General features: G+C 33.1%; 15 protein-coding genes. 11 read left to right on the top strand and 4 right to left on the bottom strand.

The window, feature by feature from the left end:
- Positions 1 to 15 precede the first annotated feature (15 nt).
- Entirely contained in the window at positions 16 to 429 is a 414-nt protein-coding gene (locus tag JJQ60_RS05100; protein WP_201917371.1) for a hypothetical protein, read from the bottom strand.
- A gap of 181 nt (positions 430 to 610) precedes the next feature.
- Between JJQ60_RS05100 and JJQ60_RS05105 the strand changes: the two genes are divergently transcribed.
- The 5 genes from JJQ60_RS05105 (at position 611) to JJQ60_RS05125 (ending at position 5,713) form a co-directional block, all read left to right on the top strand.
- A complete protein-coding gene (locus JJQ60_RS05105; protein WP_236669046.1) occupies positions 611 to 1,714 on the top strand; it encodes an agmatine deiminase family protein in 1,104 nt (367 codons plus the stop codon).
- Positions 1,715 to 2,523: 809 nt separating this feature from the next.
- Positions 2,524 to 3,915, top strand: coding sequence for an RtcB family protein (locus tag JJQ60_RS05110; RefSeq protein WP_201917375.1), 1,392 nt, complete (start codon positions 2,524 to 2,526; stop codon positions 3,913 to 3,915).
- A 12-nt stretch (positions 3,916 to 3,927) separates the two neighbouring features.
- A complete protein-coding gene (gene prfH / locus JJQ60_RS05115) occupies positions 3,928 to 4,623 on the top strand; it encodes a peptide chain release factor H (RefSeq protein WP_201917377.1) in 696 nt (231 codons plus the stop codon).
- A gap of 2 nt (positions 4,624 to 4,625) precedes the next feature.
- Positions 4,626 to 5,156 carry a tetratricopeptide repeat protein gene (locus JJQ60_RS05120; protein ID WP_201917379.1) on the top strand — a complete coding sequence of 177 codons (531 nt, stop codon included), beginning with the start codon at positions 4,626 to 4,628 and terminating at the stop codon, positions 5,154 to 5,156.
- An 8-nt stretch (positions 5,157 to 5,164) separates the two neighbouring features.
- A complete protein-coding gene (locus JJQ60_RS05125; protein ID WP_201917381.1) occupies positions 5,165 to 5,713 on the top strand; it encodes a 3'-5' exonuclease in 549 nt (182 codons plus the stop codon).
- Positions 5,714 to 5,823: 110 nt separating this feature from the next.
- On the opposite strand, the gene JJQ60_RS05130 is transcribed toward JJQ60_RS05125, so the two are convergent.
- Positions 5,824 to 6,720, bottom strand: coding sequence for a LysR family transcriptional regulator (locus JJQ60_RS05130; protein ID WP_201917383.1), 897 nt, complete (start codon positions 6,718 to 6,720; stop codon positions 5,824 to 5,826).
- A 204-nt stretch (positions 6,721 to 6,924) separates the two neighbouring features.
- On the opposite strand from JJQ60_RS05130, the gene JJQ60_RS05135 reads away from it, so the two are divergent.
- Complete coding sequence (locus JJQ60_RS05135; RefSeq protein WP_201917385.1) at positions 6,925 to 7,629, top strand: aspartate/glutamate racemase family protein; 705 nt, start codon at positions 6,925 to 6,927, stop codon at positions 7,627 to 7,629.
- 206 nt (positions 7,630 to 7,835) lie between these two features.
- A complete protein-coding gene (locus JJQ60_RS05140; RefSeq protein WP_201917387.1) occupies positions 7,836 to 8,663 on the top strand; it encodes a GNAT family N-acetyltransferase in 828 nt (275 codons plus the stop codon).
- Positions 8,664 to 8,825: 162 nt separating this feature from the next.
- Here the strand turns inward: JJQ60_RS05140 and JJQ60_RS05145 are convergent, their stop codons facing one another.
- Both JJQ60_RS05145 and JJQ60_RS05150 read right to left on the bottom strand, forming a co-directional pair.
- Positions 8,826 to 11,063, bottom strand: a complete 2,238-nt coding sequence (locus JJQ60_RS05145; RefSeq protein WP_201917389.1) for an NAD(P)-binding protein — start codon at positions 11,061 to 11,063, stop codon at positions 8,826 to 8,828.
- Between the two features lie 71 nt (positions 11,064 to 11,134).
- Positions 11,135 to 11,938 carry a hypothetical protein gene (locus JJQ60_RS05150; protein ID WP_201917391.1) on the bottom strand — a complete coding sequence of 268 codons (804 nt, stop codon included), beginning with the start codon at positions 11,936 to 11,938 and terminating at the stop codon, positions 11,135 to 11,137.
- Positions 11,939 to 12,049: 111 nt separating this feature from the next.
- On the opposite strand from JJQ60_RS05150, the gene JJQ60_RS05155 reads away from it, so the two are divergent.
- The 4 genes from JJQ60_RS05155 (at position 12,050) to JJQ60_RS05170 (ending at position 19,774) form a co-directional block, all read left to right on the top strand.
- Positions 12,050 to 14,083 (top strand): sensor histidine kinase, encoded by a 2,034-nt coding sequence (locus JJQ60_RS05155; RefSeq protein ID WP_201917393.1) that lies wholly within the window; start codon positions 12,050 to 12,052, stop codon positions 14,081 to 14,083.
- Between the two features lie 257 nt (positions 14,084 to 14,340).
- A complete protein-coding gene (locus JJQ60_RS05160; RefSeq protein WP_201917395.1) occupies positions 14,341 to 16,554 on the top strand; it encodes a T9SS type A sorting domain-containing protein in 2,214 nt (737 codons plus the stop codon).
- A gap of 186 nt (positions 16,555 to 16,740) precedes the next feature.
- A complete protein-coding gene (locus tag JJQ60_RS05165; RefSeq protein WP_201917397.1) occupies positions 16,741 to 17,913 on the top strand; it encodes a MalY/PatB family protein in 1,173 nt (390 codons plus the stop codon).
- 292 nt (positions 17,914 to 18,205) lie between these two features.
- Positions 18,206 to 19,774: a hypothetical protein gene (locus tag JJQ60_RS05170; RefSeq protein WP_201917399.1), complete on the top strand. Its 1,569-nt coding sequence runs from the start codon at positions 18,206 to 18,208 to the stop codon at positions 19,772 to 19,774.
- Positions 19,775 to 19,844: the final 70 nt, after the last annotated feature.

The following is a 19,844-nucleotide window of genomic DNA, read 5'->3' on the forward strand; positions in this document are numbered from 1 at the left end:
GAGTATTCTTTACCATTATTCCAACTGTAATTCCTTTAATTTTATGAAGGTTGCAATAGCTTCTTTTTTTTGATCGGTAATGTCCTTATTTTGAGTACGTCGCGCTATCCCGTTTAGATTCTCTTCTGATAAAGAAGTATGCCAATTGGCCATTTTATCTAAATCAAAAACCTGTATGGCACCAGCTTTATGAGAATCCAAAGAACTCTGGTGACAACTACCACAAAAAGTAATGAGAACACCTCGAGTAATTTCAGAGCACTCTTCGAATGAGTTTTCGTTAGATATTTTTGTTGAAATATTCTTTTTTTCTTCTAGTGGAGGTACAATATCGGTTACTTCAGAAGTACTCATATCTTGCACACAAGTACGTAAAACTAACACCACAAGAGCAAACGAAAGTAACCATATTTTAGTATGAATAAACATATACAAAGAATAATATTTAAGATACAATATTCTTTCTTAAACTAATCTTAATTAACATCTATTTAAAGGCTCTATCATAATTTAACACTGTAGTCTGATTAACTTCAATTTGAACATATTAGAGTGCGAAACTGTAACAATACCTTTTCTTTGAAGTCTGTGATATATGAAATTGATAAAAATGAGTTTATATATTTTAATGTTAGCCATTGTAATGTTCGCTTGTAATAGTACCGATGATTCTTTCAAGGATCAAAATGAAATCTTTTATACCATGCCTGAAGAAGGAGATCCTCATGAAGGGACGTGGTTACAATGGCCGCATCAGTACCAATATGGGAAAACTTTCAGAAATCGTGTCGAATCCACATGGATCGATATGACACGTGAATTAGTTTCTAGTGAGAAGGTATATATAATAGCCTACAATCAAACCGAAAAAAATAGAATTGTGGGACTTCTGAATGATGAAAAAATTCCATTAGAAAATATTGAATTCAGTATATATAAAACAGATGATTTCTGGGTGCGTGATAATGGACCAATTTATGTAAGAGACAAAAATGGTAAATTAGTAATTCAAGATTGGGGATTTAATGGCTGGGGAGAAAAAACAGATTTTGAGAAATGTAACGCCATTCCCCAAAAAATTGGAGAGCAACAAAATTTACCAGTAATCAATCTTAATACTATAATGATCAATGAAGGAGGTAGCATAGAAATAGACGGAAAAGGAACCTTAATGGCTTGTAGAAGTTCTATCCTGAATGAAAATAGAAACCCCGGTATGACTCAAAAACAAGCAGAGGATATTTTTACAAAATATTTAGGAGTTACTAATTTTATCTGGTTAGATGGTCAAATAGGTTTAGAAATTACTGATCAACACATAGATGGATTTGCGCGATTTGCCAATAACAAAGTCATAATAACTATGAATAGAAATGATTTGTTGGATTTTGATGTAAAACCATTAGATATCAACAAACTGTTTAAAGCAAAAAATGAAAGGGGAGAGCCCTATAAATTTCTCAAACTTCCTTTGACCAAAAACAATGTTGTTACAACCTACGGAGAAGATTTAGGGTATAAAGGTTCATATGTTAACTATTATATTTCCAACACAAAAGTACTTGTTCCCAATTATAATGATCCAAATGATTCTATAGCGAATTCCAAAATTCAAAGTCTATATCCTAACAGAACTGTTGTAGGCATAGATGTAAGGAATGTTTATAAAAATGGAGGGATGATACATTGTATTACACAACAACAACCTAAATGATGATTTTAATCTCAAAACAAAATAGCGTAACCTATTTTTTAAAATAAATTTGGATGGAATAAGATAATTATTTCATATTTGCATCTGAATCGAGAATCAAAAAGACAAATTTTATGCCTATGATGTTGTTTAGTTTACATAAAAAGGATGCTGAAAAGCTGTTTTCAAATCAAGTATATAGGTAGTAAAACTATAATAAGATATAAAAAGCATGAGCGTCCAACAATTTGGACGCTTTTTTTATGATCTATTTTTAGAAAACTACCAAAATCAAATCGAATGTCATTTGAAAGCTAAGTTTCAGAATAACAATTGATTACAAAACGAGACAATATCCGTTAAAAAACGGACTGGAATTCCTATGCTTTAATTCATTATAACTATTTGAAAATCAATAAAATAAATTGAATTTTTACTTGCGAAATTCAAAAACTAGATTCATATTTGCATCGCAAAACAGAATTACGAGCCTAGGCATTAGACAGATCTTGTTTATGTGTAATCAAAGGCGAAATAATATAATAATAATCTTTAAAAACCGAAGTACAATGACTTTTTTAAAGCTACATACTACGACTCTAAAAGGACAAGGTCTTTTTTTGAGTATGCTTCGGGACTTCATCGATAAATAATCTTTCAATTAGATATTTAACGAAGTCCGAAGCCCTAAAAGTTTCGGATTTTTTGCTTCAATGCTTTCATAATGCATTTGTTGAAGTATTAATAACTACCCGAAACATAAGATATAAAATTAAATCAAGAGTATCTCTCAAAAGGATACGTTATCGATGAATCTCAAAATGTAAGTTATGGGAAAGAAACTTAGCGGAAAAGACTTAATCAAATTAGGCTTTCCAAAAAATAATAGTATTAATGTGACCTTAGGTCAGATTAATCGATATCATAAACGAGTAAAAAAAGAACAAATATTAACTGAGGCCAAAAAAGTATTGCTAAATCCTGAAGATTATCTAGGTGATGGAATTTGGGGTAAAATAGCCGAGAGTTTATTGAAACCTGTTGAAGTCAAACGACATGTTTTAAAAATAACTCGATCTCCTTTTCAGATTTATGGTGAAAATGAAATTGACGAACAAGCCAAATACCAATTGTTTGATGCTCTAAAACTGCCAGTAGCAACTGCAGGAGCATTAATGCCAGATGCTCACACAGGTTATGGTTTACCGATTGGCGGTGTATTGGCTACAAAAAATGTTGTCATTCCATATGGAGTGGGAGTAGATATCGGTTGTAAAATGTGTTTAACGATCTATCCGATAGCGGTTTCTTATCTAAAAGGTAAAAAGCACCAATTGGAAAATATACTTTCTGAGCACACCAAATTTGGGATGTATGAAACACATAAGACAAAACATGATCACCAAATCTTTGAGCGAGAAGAATTTAAAACCATTCCTCTGGTAAAAAGATTAAAAGATAAAGCATACAAGCAGTTGGGAACCTCTGGAGGAGGGAATCATTTTGTAGAATTTGGAATTGTCTCTATTTCAGAAACCAATAATGTATGGAATTTACCAGCGGGCGAGTATCTTGGACTCTTATCGCATAGTGGGTCTAGAGGATTAGGAGCCAACATAGCAAAACATTATACGTATTTGGCAACTAAACAATGTCCGTTACCAAAGCATGTCCAGCAATTAGCATGGTTGGATTTAAACACACACGATGGTCAAGAATATTGGTTGGCTATGAATTTAGCAGGAGATTATGCAAAAGCGTGCCATGATAATATTCATGCACGAATAGCCAAGCTTTTGGGATCAAAACCGGTAGCAAAAATTGAAAATCATCACAATTTTGCATGGAAACAGCAAGTCAACGGAGAAGAATGTATCGTACATAGAAAAGGAGCTACGCCTGCAGCCAAAGGCGAATTAGGAATCATTCCTGGTTCTATGACGGCACCTGGTTTTATTGTAAGAGGATTAGGAAATGAAGAAAGTTTGCAGTCTGCGTCGCATGGTGCTGGTCGTTTACATTCTCGAAGAAAGTGTAAAGAAAAATTTACAAAAAGCGAGATTAAAAAAGAGCTAAAAGCGCATGATGTAACACTTATTGGCGGTGGAATCGATGAGGCTCCAATGGCATATAAAGACATTAATAAAGTGATGGCCAATCAAAAAGAGTTAATAGAAGTATTAGGAACATTTACGCCAAAAATTGTCCGTATGGATAAATAACAAATTATTACAATGAATCAAAAAGTTATACAAATAACAGCAGGCAGAGGCCCGGCAGAATGTTGCTGGGTCGTTGCCCAAGTGCTCAAATGTTTTTTGGAAGAAGTAAAACAAGTACAATTATCATATACGATCATCCAAAGAATAAAAGGCTCAGAAAATGGGACAGTACAATCCGTAACAATTCAATTGAAAGGGGATGAGATTACTAACCTTTTACCTTCTTGGTTAGGTACTGTACAATGGATTGGAACCTCTACGTTTCGAAAATATCATAAACGAAAAAATTGGTTTATAGGAATTTATGAATTGGATCCAGTGCATTTGAAAAGTATTGAAGAAAAAGAAATCACGTTTCAAACAATGCGTAGTACGGGTCCTGGTGGTCAAAATGTAAATAAGGTTAACTCAGCTGTACGAGCAATTCATCAACCTACGGGAGTTACTGTAGTAGTGATGGATAGCCGTTCTCAACATCAAAATCGAAAAATAGCCATTGAGCGATTAAAAGATAAGATATTAGAAACCCAGTTGGACAAACTTAAGCAATCCTTAACCGACCAATGGGAAAATCATCTCAACGTAGAACGAGGAAATCCGATTAGAATATTTAAAGGGACCGATTTTAAAAAAGAAAAGAAGATTAAAACCTTCAAAAACAAGCGAAATCAATTAAAAAAAGATCTACGCAACGAGTTAAAAAGATAAAAATGAGCAATATATTATTAGATAAATATTTATTTCAAGCATTAGACGCCTATCCATATAATCTTGAAGAAGCTGTAGAATCATTAAGCTATGCCTTGTCATACGACGAAAATAATCCTGTAGCTCTAGGTTTAATGGGTCAAATTTATGCTGAACAACTTAAAAACTTTGAAGCCGCAAAAGAATATTTCCAACAGGCCCTTGCCCAAGATATGTATGCTGTAGATATCTACCCTAAGTATATCAATGTTTTGTTATGGAATGAAGATTATAACGAAGCAGAAAAGTTAATTGATTTTGCTTTGACTATAAAAGGAACAGATAAAGCAGTATTATATCTAAAAAAAGCAATCTATTTTGAACATAAAATGATGTACAAAAAAGCACTGAAGTGCATAAAACAGGCTAAACATAATGCCTATAACAACAATTTTATTAATGATTTAAAGGAAGAAAAATCAAGGATTGAAGGCAAAATGCCTGAGAAAAAGAATTCTAAGAATAGTACTTCTAAAAAATCGAAGAAGAAATAATTAAAAAAATGAAAACAACAAATACAATTATAATAATAGATCTTGAAGCTACTTGCTGGAAGGGATCTATTCCTCAAGGACAAGTCAATGAGATTATAGAAATTGGTATCTGCCTTTTAGATATTAAAACAGGAGCTATTTCTAAAAATCAAGGCATCCTTATCAAACCAGAAAGGTCGGTAGTGAGTTCTTTTTGTACAGAACTTACTACCATTACTCAAGAGTTATTAGATGAAAAAGGAATTTCTTTTCAAGCTGCTTGCGAGCTATTGAGAACGGAATATAATAGTGAAAAATATACATGGGCAAGTTATGGGCAATATGATTTAAACATGATGAAAAAACAATGTTCATATTCTGGAATAGAATATCCTCTTTCTGAAAATCACATCAATGTAAAAACACTTTTTTCGGAAACAAAAGGATTAAGAAAAAAGGTTGGTATGAAAGGAGCCCTAGGCATTTTAGATATTCCTTTAGAGGGTACACATCATAGGGGAGTAGATGATGCCAGAAATATTGCTAAAATTTTGGATTGGTGCCAAAACAGCTTATAATCTAAAATTGCAAAATGATAATATTGGTTTACCTATACACTTAAGAAACACAATTCAATTGTGTATAGGTCAAATGAAATAAGCGAAGTAATATAAGACGAAATCATTTTTCAGTCCGTTAGATTAATAAAATCCTCTTCAAAACTTGAGATAAAATCAAAAATATACCTCTTGTTTCTATTGACTGTTTTTACGACCATATAATGGTTTCGTTTAAGACCATTCTTACTAATACGCTTAAAACTAATTTGATCAGATAATTTGAACGATTTCAATTGCCATTTAGGTGCACACATTATACCCATATTTGCTTCAATTAGCGATAAAGAGATTTCGGTAAACGGAATAGCGGATATTTTTTTTGGAGTTATTTTATTGGGTTTTAAAAAATGTTCGTACACTGAGACTCCTTCAATAGGAAAAGAATTGATCAGTAAATGAATATCAAAAAAATGGCTACCTTCTAAATACTCAAATGTATGTAATGGATTTTCCTTATGCATGATAGCAAAAATTTCATCTTGATAGAATTTAATGCTAGTTAACTCTTCAGATACAGGTTTTGAGGTAACCATTGCAATATCTATTTCATTAGATAAAACCTGCGAAATCGTTTGGTGTGTAGCACCCAACGTTAAATCAATATCAATTTCAGGATATAGCATTCCCATTTTCTGAATAAACCCTGGGATGCTATGAAAAAAAGATTGGCATTCTGCACTTAATTTAATAGAACCTTTTGAACCTTCCTTTATGTGCTTGATATTGTTAAAGCTTTCATCAATTGAACTAAAAAGTTTATTAGCCAGGTTATAAAGCTCTGTGCCTTCATCAGTTAATTCCCATTTATTTCTGCTTCTTATAAATACTTTAAAGCCCAGGCGTTCTTCTAAATCCCTTAGTTGATGACTTAAAGCCGATTGTGTTAAAAATAAGCGTTCAGATGAATTTGCAATACTGCCTTCTTCTGTAATTGTTTTTATAAGCCTGAAGTACTTTAATTCCATAGAATAAAGATACAAATCTTTACAGTCGATTGTAGCTGAAAAATATTCAACTATAGCCTAACAATCCTTCAATGAACTTTTTGATTAAACCTCATATTCATTCATACTTTTGAAAGAAGCAACTATTTAAAAAATGTGATGAACTTACAATTTAACAGAACATTCTAATTAAGGCTATATGTAGCTTCTTCTAAAGATATATTTATGAAACAGCAAACACAAACAATTGGACTCATAGGAGGGATGGGATGGGAATCCTCAAAACTATACTACGAACGTATTAATACAAGAGTAAATGAAGTTCTGGGAGGTTCGCATTCTGCAAAAATCCTTATGGTTTCGGTAGATTTCGCAGAAATAGAACAACTAACAATTTCTAATAACTGGAATGCGATTGGAGATATTATTGCAAAAAGTGCTAAGCAGCTTGAAAAAGCAGGTGCAGGTATTGTTTTGTTATGTACAAACCTAATTCATATTGCAAGCGAAGCTATCGTGCAGAATACTAAAATTAAATTCTTACATATCGCAAATGCCACAGGTGAAGCTATTCAAAGAAGAAACCTAAAAAAAATTCTTCTATTGGGAACGAAATATACTATGGAAAAAGATTTCTATACTAAAATCCTAACAGAGAATTATGGGTTAGAAATTATAACTCCGAATGAACATCACAGAAACACTATTCACACTATTATTTATACTGAATTACTAAAGGGAGTATTCACAGAAGCTTCAAAACAAATCATAAAGAAAATTATTGAAAATGAGCAAGTGAATGGAGTAGAAGGAGTAATTCTTGGTTGTACTGAATTGCCGATTCTTATTAAAGAGAGTGACCTTTCCATTCCAACATTTGATACGGGAGCCATTCATGCGGATAAAGCGGTAGATGAAGTGATAAATTAAAGAACAATGAAAACATATACCAAATGCAGTTCGAAACATGTGATAACCAAAACGTCAAAACTTGACAATGTACTTATATTGTCTTTTATTTATTATATAAAAGTAATACCAAAATTGCTATTCAGCAATTTGTGTTATGTAGATAACATTGGTCCAATCATTCATAAATAACATGTAATTTTATACTGTAAAGATTAAGAAAATATATGAAAATTAGACGTTTGGATATTATAGAGTTTTCGGTACTAATGGAGTGCTTTTTAAAAGCATTTGAAAACTACTTCGTAAAAATGCCAACAGATCATGAGTATTATAGACAACGTTGGGAAATGGCTAAGGTTCGTTTAGACCTTTCGTATGGAATGTTTTATGATGAAAAATTGGTTGGATTTATTATAAATGCTATAGATCAGCGACAGAATGATATTATTGCTTTTAATACCGGTACAGGAGTATTACCAGAATTTAGAAGACAAAATATAGTTCATTCGATATATCAATTTGCTATCCCAGAATTACGAAAACATGGAGTAACTAAATGTCAACTTGAAGTAATAAAAGAGAATATAGTAGCAATAAAAGCGTATAAAAAAATAGGGTTCCATTGTATTAAAAACTACAAATGCTATAATGGCGATATTATTCTTAATGATACATTATCTAGTGATGTAGAATTGAAAAGAGTGAATACAAAATATTTTGATTGGAACACATTGGATCAAAATACGTATTCATGGGATAATCATTTTAATACAATTAGCAGAGGTAAATATGAATACTATGCTGTTCTATTTAATAATACTTTAGATTCATATTTTGTTGTTAATCCTCTTAATAGAAATCTAGCACAATTCAATACATTAAAAAACACTACGGATAATTGGACTAGGCTATTTGCTGCGATACAAAGTATTTCAAAAACTATAAAGATTAATAATGTTGACGAATCATTGACAGAAAAGATTGATTTTCTAAATAAAATAAAACTGAAAAACACTGTAAATCAATACGAAATGGAACTTTATTTAAATTAAACATACAATAACATACAAGCCTTTCAATGACAAGTTTAGATATACGTAATGAGGGGGAAAGTTATGTTTTTTCATTACTGAATAAACAGTAATTATAAAAAAAAGGAGTGGATTAAATAATTTAAATCGACTCCTTTTTTAATATAAAACTAGTATTTATTACTATTTGAACTGCACTCCACTAAAAATTTCAGTTTCACTTGGTAATCCAAGTATATCGCGAAGTACTTGACCAGCTTGTAGACCTGAAACAATAGCTCCTTCATAGTATCCCACATTAACGCCAAAATCAATCCAATCTCCTGTAAGGATCAAGTTATCAAAACCAGACTCATTTGCTTTTAGACGGTATTTATTTGTATCTGGAAGTGATAAGGTATATCTATCCGTTGGGTTTACATTAGCTCTAAAAAATTGGGTCTTGAGTCTACCATAATCCGTTTTGGCTGCCTTTGAGAAATCATATATTACATCCAGTCTCATTCCTTCAGGGTACTCCAAAGTAGTTGCATTCTTAAAGAACCATCCCATTTTATCTCTTAACCATTGTTCAGAAACCCTCATAATACGTTCCAACTGTTCATGTGGGTAATTATGATCCGAGAATGGAGGTATAATTTCTGGGTCCAAAAATGATCCGGTATAGTATATCAATACGCCAGGTTTATTTTCTTTCCAATCTTCATACGGCAATACCTGTGACATGTCAATAAACGAATATTGCGGATCAGCATACGTGACCAAATTGGGTAATGATCCTTCTGGAAAACCCCAATCCGGTAAATTCATACCTAATTCTTTCAATGTAGGTTTGATCCATAGTTGCATAGACATGGTAGGGATACTTTTAACATGATTATACATATTATTCCAAGCCTGGTTATTATCAATAATTTCTTTACAAATACCTTCATCACCACCCAGAACATCAATAGGAATCCCTAAAATCACATAATCAAAGTCTTTACCTTTTTCTAATGAAATTTGTCCTACATTCTTCCAACCACACCAAGCTTCTTCGAGATCATATTGTCCATCTTTAAGTGCTATAGCTTGTTGATCATCTATTTGATCATAAAGTGGCTCTCCCGGCCATACATCAAGACCTTTCAATTTATAGGTAGGGGTATAATTGCCATTTTTTAAAGTGACCTGCTCGGCCATTGACACCTTTTCTATAGCACCAGAATCTGAATAATGTACCTGTTCAACTTTATGAAAAAATTTAAAATTTACACCCCTGTTTTTAAGCACCAAGTAAATCGGAGTGATCATCGTATCTGCAGTTCCCGCTTTAAATTTCCATACAAAAGAACCTTTGTAACCCGCAGAGTTTGTAAGAAAATGAAGCCCAACTCCAGCAGCCAAACTACCTTGCCCATCAGATCCTGTGAGGTTGTGGAAAGTTCCGGTGTAAAGAAATCTAACCATTGCAGAGCTTAACAAACGTTCGCTTGCCCCATGTTTTTTGAGCCATGCTCTGTAATCCAAATCATTAATCTGTTCATAATCCAACTCATGAGTTTCGGGGTTATACACATCTGCAAAAGTTCCTTTCATATTGACAAGCCCGAATTCTACGAATACGGCTAACCAATAAAAGTACTCATTATGTTCTGTTATGGAATCAATAAGCTTTGCTACCCATTTAGAAAGTAAATCAAGTAACTCTTTGATAATAGAATGATGAGCTTTTCGCTTGGCGTGATCATGATCTCCGTTAGTTAGGTTATGAATCAATTCAGCTACATATTTCAATAATTTTTCGCCTTCGTGTTTAAAAACCTTATCCTTTATAAACGTTTCAAACTTAGATTTAAAATTAGTCCATAGTGGATGATGCTCTGGCGGTTTAATTTCTTTGGCAGATTCTGTAGCCATATTCATAAGACTATCTTTGTTTGGATCTATACCGAACAAAATTTCAGCAACTAAGCCTATAGCTTTATGTACAATAGCCGAAAATGGTAAAGGCCCACCTTGCCCTGGTATATATTCATTAGAAGGGAAAATAATATTTTTTTTGATCCACTGGTTTGTATTAGGATCAAAATGAGTGAGTAGGGTAGTATCTTCTCGATCAAAAGCATCTTCCCAAGATTTAAAAGGACTATCGGGCATTAGATTGTGTTTTTCACATTCTTTATATGAATCCTGTATTAGACGAAAAGCATTTTCATACCATCCCTGTGCAATATGGATACCATGTTCTTGAATTCTCTCGTTTGGACCTCTACCTGTAGCTGTTTTGCCACCCAATCTCCAACCCATTTGATAGATTGTAATATCATAATGATCCTGCCAATCTTTGTATGAGCTAAGCTCATAAGCAGCTGTTAAAGCCGACATACCGCTACCAAGTATGGCTATTTTCTTTTTGTTTTTTTGTGTGTTTTCCATGGTTTGTTGGTTTTAAGAAGTATTATTTTATGTTGTCAGTTTATTTAGTATTAAAGTGCGTTGAATTCAACTCATTTTTCAGTTATGGGATAGATGGGTTTGTTATTTCTTACATAGTCTACAAGTATTGGAGAACGATTCCAGTTGGCAGCTTCATTATACAACCTGTTCAAATGTGGCGATATCAATAGCTTATCAAAAACATCTTCAATAAAGCCCATAAAGTTACGCGCACGGTGGGTTACATATTTTATATCTTCTTTTGACATTGGGTAATTATCCGGATAAAAAGCTCGTACACCCGTTATTAGGGCTACTGCAAATCCCCTGGGGTTAGCAAATATTTTACCTAAAATCCCAAAACTTACACCTTCAACCATTGACTGTGCAAAAAGTAAGCGATAGAGCACAATATTCATGAAACATTGTTCATAAATAGATTCGTTATGAGCCAATCTATTAGCAACCTGATACCCTGAAATTATACTTGAATTATGAGCGCGGTACCATGAGCATTCGTTAGGCGTATCGATATAATCAAGCCAAAAACTGGCAGGAACGGGTAAGTCCTGAAATGCTTCCCCGGATTCTTTGATTAATTGGGCTAGAGTCGCTACATAAAGAAAATGACTATTCACTTCTCTCCACCATGGGCTTCCCGAGTGAGGGCCTTCTAAAGCATTGAGCGTACCCCGTTTTATTTCCCATTTAATAAATGCCAATTCAGAATTACCTAGTCCTTCTTTACCTTTAGCAAAAGGGTCTCCATATTTTTGGTAGAACTCATACCGCAATTGATAGCGACCTTGAGGATCATTAGAAACACCATCAACAATTACTTTTGCTTTTTCCTGAAGTATTTCAAGTTTGTTCATATATTAGAGAAAAGGTTTATAAACTTACAAGTTAAATTGTTAAATACCATGAATATTTTTAGTAAATTCAAGAAGTATTTTTTATAAAATTCTCCATACTAAACACAAAGAATGATAACTTATTTCAAATACTATTTAAGGCTATTCTCAATATTAATATTATTTCCTACTCATGTATTTGGTCAAACTACGATTCTTCTGGATGATGCAGTAGCGTTACGAGATATAGGAAAACAAACCTATTATCTAGAAGATGCTACTCTTAAGTTATCAATAAATGATATTATTAATAATGATGTTGAGGCTACTTTTGTGCCTAATTCTCAGGAGGCGGTAAATTTTTCAAGTACAGCCTCTGCCTACTGGCTAAAATTTAAGGTTTCTAAAGCAATATCTGATAATTTTTATTTGAATGTTGGTTCTGCGTATATCGATTCGATTTCTCTTTATGAATTTGATGATAAAGGCGAATTAATTTCAACTAGACATACAGGCGATGATTTACCTTTTAACAGTAGAGAAATTAAAGTAGGCAATTATCTATTTGCTCTTAATTTTGAAAAGGATACCACACATACCTTTTATCTTAGAGTAAAATGCGATCAACCCCTATTTTTTCTCCTTAGGGTAGGAACACTACCCAATTTTGTAGCCTACGAGCATGATTTAGATTTTCTTCAAGGGATTTATTTCGGATTTATGTTATTAATCTTTCTCTATAATCTCTTTTTATATTTTTCTACCAGAGAAAGAATATATCTCTACTACATTGCATACGTATTTAGCATTACATGGTTTATGGCTTCAGTATTTGGCTATTTCTTTGAATACTTTTGGCCAAATTTCCCCTTTCTTAACGGATTGGTAGTTGTAAGTTCGGGATTAACAATGATTACAGCTACCTTATTTACGCAGAAGTTTTTAAATACCAAAGAATCTGGTTCTGCCATGCATAAAGGATCAATGATATTTCTTGTTGTAGGTGTCTTGATATGCGTTCTCGTACTATTAGGTTTTAAAATAGAAGGGCTTAAACTATCGCAAGGAGGTCTTCTTATCATGTCGGTGTTCTTTCTTATTTTGGGTATTCGTTTTAAATTAAAAGGATATCGCCCTGCTAAGTACTATTTATTTGCCTGGGGTGCTCTTATTCTAGGTATTTTCTTTGCTATTCTTGAGTCATTAAACGTCACTTTTGTAATGACATATTTAAATGCAATGCAAATTGGTTCTGCCTTAGAAGTGTTATTACTTTCATTTGCATTAGGTGATCGTATTAATATGTACAAACAACAAAAAGAGGATGCACAATTAGAAGCATTGTTGGCAGCCAAAGAAAATGAAAGATTAATACAAGAACAAAATATAATACTAGAAAAAAAGGTCAAGGAGCGAACGGCAGAAGTTGCTATTCAAAATGAGAAACTTGTCAACCTAAACAAGGAGAAAGACATGCTGGTTAATGTAGTAGCGCATGATCTTAGAACTCCTTTGAGCCATATACGATTATTAATTCAATTAATTGATATGACATCTTTGGACCTTACTGAAGATCAGGAATCTTACTTAACAGAGATTGATAATTCTGCAGATCGTCTTTCTCAAATGATCGGCCGGATCCTAAATATACATGCTTTAGAGACAAATAGAGTTAAATTAAAGAACCAGGTTCTAGACTTAGTAGAATTGGTAAATTATGTTGTAAAATGTTTTCGCCTTACTTCTGAAGGAAAAGAGATTGAGATAAGTACTATCTCCGAACCAGGAAATCATTTTGTTGAAGTTGATAAAAATTATACGATTCAGGTATTAGAAAATTTAGTATCTAATGCTATCAAATTTTCTGACAGGGGAAGTAAAGTATTCTTGCACATAAAATCTAAGGATCGAAAAACATATGTTACAGTTGAAGATCAAGGGCCGGGTATTAGTGAAGAAGACCAAAAGAAACTTTTTGGAAGGTTTCAAAGACTTAGTGCACAACCAACCGAAGGCGAAGCATCTATTGGGCTTGGATTATCTATCGTAAAAAAATATATCGAAGCCATGAATGGTGAAATTCATTGTGAAAGCCAATTGGGTATTGGTACAAAATTTATCATTTCTTTTGATTCCAAAGATCAGTTAGAAGAAGTTAGATCTTAATGTTCTTTACAAAATAAAGCGTTTGATAGTACGTATACCAAAAAAAGTATCAAATCCTGAAGGGATTCTATAAACATACATAACCTCTTTTCTTTTTTCTAGACTTCTTTTTAAGAATATGACAATAGATCATGTTCAATATTAGCACTTATTCAATAAATCAGTTATATATATATAACAAATTAGGAATTATGCTTTTTTACTGTTAAAATATTATGATATCAATTACACAAACATAATTTTTTAAACAAATTAACATGAAAACTCAGCTTACTCTTACACAGAAATTTCTGTGCATTTTAGTTATTATATGTATAGCTACTAGCACCACTTATGCACAACAGGTTATTAACGCTACAATACAGCATGATGGAAGAACCAGGCAATACCGCCTATATGTTCCCCAGAGCTACGATGCTAATACGCCAGCTCCTCTAATTTTAAATTATCATGGATTTACGAACAACATTGATATACAATACAACCAGAGCGACTTTAGACAATTAGCTGAAGATAATCAGTTTATTTTTGTCACTCCACAAGGGCTGGGTGGTTTTTTCGCAGGATGGGCTATCAACAATAATTTTGGTGGCAATGAAGACGATTTGGGATTTTCGGATGCATTAATCAATAAAATTCAAGAAGATTTTAATATTAATGAAAAACGTATTTATGCTACTGGATTTTCTAATGGAGGTTTTTTTAGTTACAGACTAGCATGCGAATTAAGTCCCAGAATCGCGGCGGTGGCTTCTGTAGCAGGAAGCATGACAAGAGTATGGATAGACCGAGGACAATGTCAACCACAACACCCTACTGCTGTATTACAAATAACGGGTACAAATGATAACGTTATTGCTATAAATGGTAACGGAACGAATGAACCTATACAGGATGTTATGGAATACTGGTCCAGTGTAAACAATGGCGATCCCACACCAGATGTATTTCAATTAGGAGGTGGGTCTACACGTTCTATTTGGGATAATGGAGATAATGGTGTAACGGCAGAGTTTATTAGAGTACAAGGAAAGGGACATAGTTGGAATGGAGGTAATATAAATACTTCTCAAGAAATTTGGAATTTCTTTTCTCGATTTGATATCGACGGAGAAATAGATCCTACAACTCCACCACCTACTGGCGAAACGTGTTCAGGAAATATATCTTCTTTTCCGTATACCGAAAGTTTCGAAAGCAGCATAGGGCAGTGGTCGCAGTCAAGTAATGATGACCTAAACTGGTCAAGAAACTCTGGAGGTACACCTTCCAATACTACCGGACCATCTAATGCGGCAGATGGTAATTTTTATCTATATGTAGAAGCCTCAGTCAATGGTACAGGATACCCAAATAAAAGGGCTATATTGAATTCTCCGTGTTTAAATTTTAGCGCACTTACATTACCAAGACTTGTGTTCCAATATCATATGTTTGGTAGTGCTGTTAATAGTCTTACTGTAGAAGCAAGAATCAATAATACAGGAAATTGGACAAACATATTTAGTAGAAACGGAGCACAAGGAAACACTTGGAATCCTGCTGATATTGATCTTACTGCCTATGCAGGAAACGATAGTGTACAATTACGCTTTGTCGTTGTAACGGGTAACGGCAATAACGGATGGCAAAGTGATATTGCCATTGATGCTGTAACGATCCAGAACGGTCCCGTTGATCCAAACCCAACGCCCGATTGTGATATTTTTAATTTTGCTACGGCCTCTATTGATAGTTTTTCTAACCAAGACAATGCCGGTGACTTCGCTGTGATCAATGATGGTTCAGGTCTAAGGCTTGACAACAACACTTGGAAAGCCGTTCCTTTTGATTATACAGTAACCAGCAATACTGTGATTGAATTTGATTTTAATAGTACTTCACAAGGTGAAATTCATGCCATTGGGTTCGAAAACAACAATTTCTTAACAGCATCGCGTTATTTTAAAGTGCACGGTACACAAAACTATGGAGAGACCAGTTTTGATAACTATTCTTCGGGCACAATTACCTATACAATTCCTGTTGGAAATTTCTATACGGGATCAATGGATCGATTAGTGTTCATCAATGATAATGATGCTGGTTCAGGGAATAACTCTATTTTCTCAAATCTAAAAATATATGAAGGGTCTTGTAGCGGGTCATTATCTGCTAGTGAACTTATTGCTAACTTAAGCAATAAAGGTGCTTCAATTGGAAATGAAAACGAAGGTATAGATGCTATCAAAATGGCGCCAAACCCAACAAATAATCAATTCTCTCTTAATCTAAATTCAAGCTCAAAAAGTACTGAAGAGATCATAGTATCCATATATACTACACTTGGACAGAAGAAACATGAAGCCATATTAAATCCAGGTATAAACAATTTCTCAGCGAATAACTTAGGACTTAGCTCCGGTATTTATGTAATAAAAATCCAATCCGAAGGTGAAAAGGATAGTATAAAAAAGTTAATCATCAAATAATGATTATATAAGTACCCAAAAAAGATGCTTCAGTGTTATTATTGAAGCATCTTTTTGCTTTATAACTCCTCTATGACATAGAAATTTTAGGAATATATTCTCTATTTCTATCTTTGTTATATTCATAGTAATTTTATTCATCAATTATTATGCACCTATTTACGTCCTAAAAAACAAACTTTAATTATGACTCTATTTAACACAGTATACAATGACTATGAACATCAATTTGCAAAAAGTAATCCGAATTATTTAAAGTCGATGTTTGGTACAACAGATGTTGTTCCATTTTGGATTGCTGATATGGATTTTAAAGTAACAGAACCAATCACAAACGAGCTGCAACGTCTAGTAGATAGAGGCATTTATGCCTACGAATTTAATCCAAATGAAGTGTTCAAGGCGATTGCGGATTGGAATTTAAAACGTCATCAGTTACAATTAAATAGTAAATCTTTTGTACAGGTTTCTGGTGTACTAACGGGTATTGCATTGCTTATTAGAGAATTATCTAACGAAGGAGATGGTATATTAGTTCAAACGCCAGTATATCACCAATTTTATAAACTCATTAATACGGCTAATAGAAAAATAGTAAGAAATCCATTAAACATAGTAGATGGAAAATATCAAATGGATTTTGAGGATTTAGAACAAAAACTTCGAGCAGAGAACGTAAAAATTCTGTTGTTATGCAATCCACATAATCCGGTTGGCCGAGTATGGAATCAAAAAGAGTTAGAAAAACTAATCCAACTAGCAAAAGCCTATAATATCACAATCATTAGTGATGAAATTCATTCAGATATCATCTATTCTAATGCCAAATTTAATAGTATTGCTTCATTAAGCGATAAGCACATTGCAATCTTAGGCTCTCCTGCTAAAACATTTGGAATGCAGAGTATCTCTAATGGTTATCTATATATCCCGAACCAAGATGTTTTTTCAAAAGTAAAAACGACAATAGAATCCATGTATCTTGACCATGGTAATGCGTTTTCAACTTTTGCAACTATTGCAGCCTATACAAAGGGCGAGGACTGGGTAAATGAATTGGTTAGGTATTTGGAAAAGAGCGTAAAATGGATTCAAAATTTCATTCTAAACGAAATTCCACAAGTAAAGATATTTGTTCCTGACGGAACGTATCAAATTTGGTTAGATTTTAGTGATTTGAATCTATCAGAAGACGATTTGAAAGACTTAGTTTTTAATAAGGCACAACTTGCTTTAACACCTGGGGCATGGTTTGATGATAATCACCAAAACTTTATGCGAATAAATATAGCATCACCATTGTCAAAACTGCAAGATGCATTTACTAATTTAAAAACCGCAATAAATGATAATACATGATACATGTATTATAAGAGGTATTTTTTAGAAATACAAAAAAGATATTTAATATACTCGAATAGATTGTCAGAAGAAAAATTGACTAGTCACTCACTTAGAGCTTTATCGAGATAGCGTAGAACATGTAGTAGAAGCATATGACGTAACATAATTATAAATAAAATTCTCATTGTATATCTATAAATTCTAATATTTTAAGTATGCATTCTCATACAGTCGTATACTTATAAGATTAAGGGTTACTTTTAACTAAAGATGTGGGTTTTTAACACATTAAAAGTTAAAGGGAAATATGAAATATGTAAACGACATAATCCGAAAGAAAAGTAATAGGAAACTACTATTGCTCTTCTTTTTTTTGTTTATAGGAGTAACAAGCGAAGCTCAGCTATTTGACAAAGTAATAAAAAAAGTAAAAACCAGTATTGGTAAAACTAGAGTAATGTCACTCAATCAAACTGCGCCTATTTCGACATCAATACAAGACACACTTTCTGGTATTGATTGGTTTGACGAAGATTTGTTTAGACCAGAACTATCACAAGAAATAGGAAGTGCTAAACTAGGTCCAGGATATTATAGGTCCAAGGTGCGTTCATATTGTCTAAAGGCAGGAGTATACGGGCCAACCAAAGGCGATGGATATCAAATTGCGAAACTAAAAGGAAGTAGAGCAAAAGTGATACATAATATTCTGAAAAAATCTGTCAAATACCCTGAAATCTCACAATCTAATGTACAAACCTTGATTTGGGGGATCGAAGCCGGAACAAAATTTTCTAAGTATCCACTTAATTTTCAGAAAAAGATAAGACCGCTTTTAACAAAAAAGGAAATGTTATCTATGGAAGTAGATTTTGATAAAATAAAAGATAAATTACTTCCTAAAGAAATACGATATCTTGCTAAAACCTATGCTTCATTACGAAACAAGATGCAAACTACACAAATGAAATATGACGAAATAGAGGCCATTGCTGTAAAAACAGGAATTCCTCCATTAGGGGCAGGAAGCAAAGAAATACATAAGGGACTATGGTCGTATATAGGTAATGGTTTCTTTTTACGGGCTACGCCAGAAGTATACTCAACAACGCTTGTCGAATTATATCGTCCGGCGGTATTTGATATAGTAAAAGATGATAAAGGAAGAATCATGAAAATCTCGAATCATGAAATGGTATTAAAAATTGATTACGATGAAAACTTTGGAGCTGGAGTATTTGAGTATAGTCATACCCAAATTCCAGTATGGAAAATGAAAAAACTACATATCCAAGATCTTAAAAGTAAACAGGATACAGTACTAACCACAAATCAATGGATGTTTAGAGGTTCATGGGAAAAAATAGAAATAGCCTTACAAAACAAGAGCCCTAAATTGATCAACAATAAGTATAGTCCCACAACCAATTCTAAAGGAGGTCCTTTTCCATATACTTTAGAACCAAGTGTCATATATAACGACAAAAAAGAACCCACTTTTGAAGAAGTATACGAAAGAGGAAAAAAGTTTAAAGAATGGATTGAAAATATCAAAAAATATAAGGACTTTTTAAAAGAAGTCGATGACTTATCTACAATTCATGGTCCGGATTATTATTCTAGCCCTGAGTTCTACGAAAAAATGTCTGCAGAAGGAATTAAAGCAGCTGTATCTTTTGACCGAAGTGAACAGGGAAAATGGATGAGAAAACTTGGTAAAATGAATAGAGATTTATTAACATTTATATTTTTTGGACTAGGAGGTAAATATGGTCCGCAAAATAACGATCCTATTGATCCGGATTTAGCATCATATCCTGGTCAACCTGGTAATACAAGTAAACAACGAATTGGGCTAAGTCAGTATAAAAAATAACGGTTACATCTAATCTAAATGTAGGCCAGTTGTAAAATATATCATGAAATTTCATTATTAATAAGAATTA

The sequence above is a fragment of the Aquimarina mytili genome, from assembly GCF_016735115.1.
Taxonomy (GTDB): domain Bacteria; phylum Bacteroidota; class Bacteroidia; order Flavobacteriales; family Flavobacteriaceae; genus Aquimarina; species Aquimarina mytili.

What these genes read in the sequence shown, in the direction of transcription:
- JJQ60_RS05100 (WP_201917371.1), bottom strand. Translation starts at nt 429, where the DNA reads ATGTTTATTCATACTAAAATATGGTTACTTTCGTTTGCTCTTGTGGTG.
- JJQ60_RS05105 (WP_236669046.1), top strand. Translation starts at nt 611, where the DNA reads ATGAGTTTATATATTTTAATGTTAGCCATTGTAATGTTCGCTTGTAAT.
- JJQ60_RS05110 (WP_201917375.1), top strand. Translation starts at nt 2,524, where the DNA reads ATGGGAAAGAAACTTAGCGGAAAAGACTTAATCAAATTAGGCTTTCCA.
- prfH (WP_201917377.1), top strand. Translation starts at nt 3,928, where the DNA reads ATGAATCAAAAAGTTATACAAATAACAGCAGGCAGAGGCCCGGCAGAA.
- JJQ60_RS05120 (WP_201917379.1), top strand. Translation starts at nt 4,626, where the DNA reads ATGAGCAATATATTATTAGATAAATATTTATTTCAAGCATTAGACGCC.
- JJQ60_RS05125 (WP_201917381.1), top strand. Translation starts at nt 5,165, where the DNA reads ATGAAAACAACAAATACAATTATAATAATAGATCTTGAAGCTACTTGC.
- JJQ60_RS05130 (WP_201917383.1), bottom strand. Translation starts at nt 6,720, where the DNA reads ATGGAATTAAAGTACTTCAGGCTTATAAAAACAATTACAGAAGAAGGC.
- JJQ60_RS05135 (WP_201917385.1), top strand. Translation starts at nt 6,925, where the DNA reads ATGAAACAGCAAACACAAACAATTGGACTCATAGGAGGGATGGGATGG.
- JJQ60_RS05140 (WP_201917387.1), top strand. Translation starts at nt 7,836, where the DNA reads ATGAAAATTAGACGTTTGGATATTATAGAGTTTTCGGTACTAATGGAG.
- JJQ60_RS05145 (WP_201917389.1), bottom strand. Translation starts at nt 11,063, where the DNA reads ATGGAAAACACACAAAAAAACAAAAAGAAAATAGCCATACTTGGTAGC.
- JJQ60_RS05150 (WP_201917391.1), bottom strand. Translation starts at nt 11,938, where the DNA reads ATGAACAAACTTGAAATACTTCAGGAAAAAGCAAAAGTAATTGTTGAT.
- JJQ60_RS05155 (WP_201917393.1), top strand. Translation starts at nt 12,050, where the DNA reads ATGATAACTTATTTCAAATACTATTTAAGGCTATTCTCAATATTAATA.
- JJQ60_RS05160 (WP_201917395.1), top strand. Translation starts at nt 14,341, where the DNA reads ATGAAAACTCAGCTTACTCTTACACAGAAATTTCTGTGCATTTTAGTT.
- JJQ60_RS05165 (WP_201917397.1), top strand. Translation starts at nt 16,741, where the DNA reads ATGACTCTATTTAACACAGTATACAATGACTATGAACATCAATTTGCA.
- JJQ60_RS05170 (WP_201917399.1), top strand. Translation starts at nt 18,206, where the DNA reads ATGAAATATGTAAACGACATAATCCGAAAGAAAAGTAATAGGAAACTA.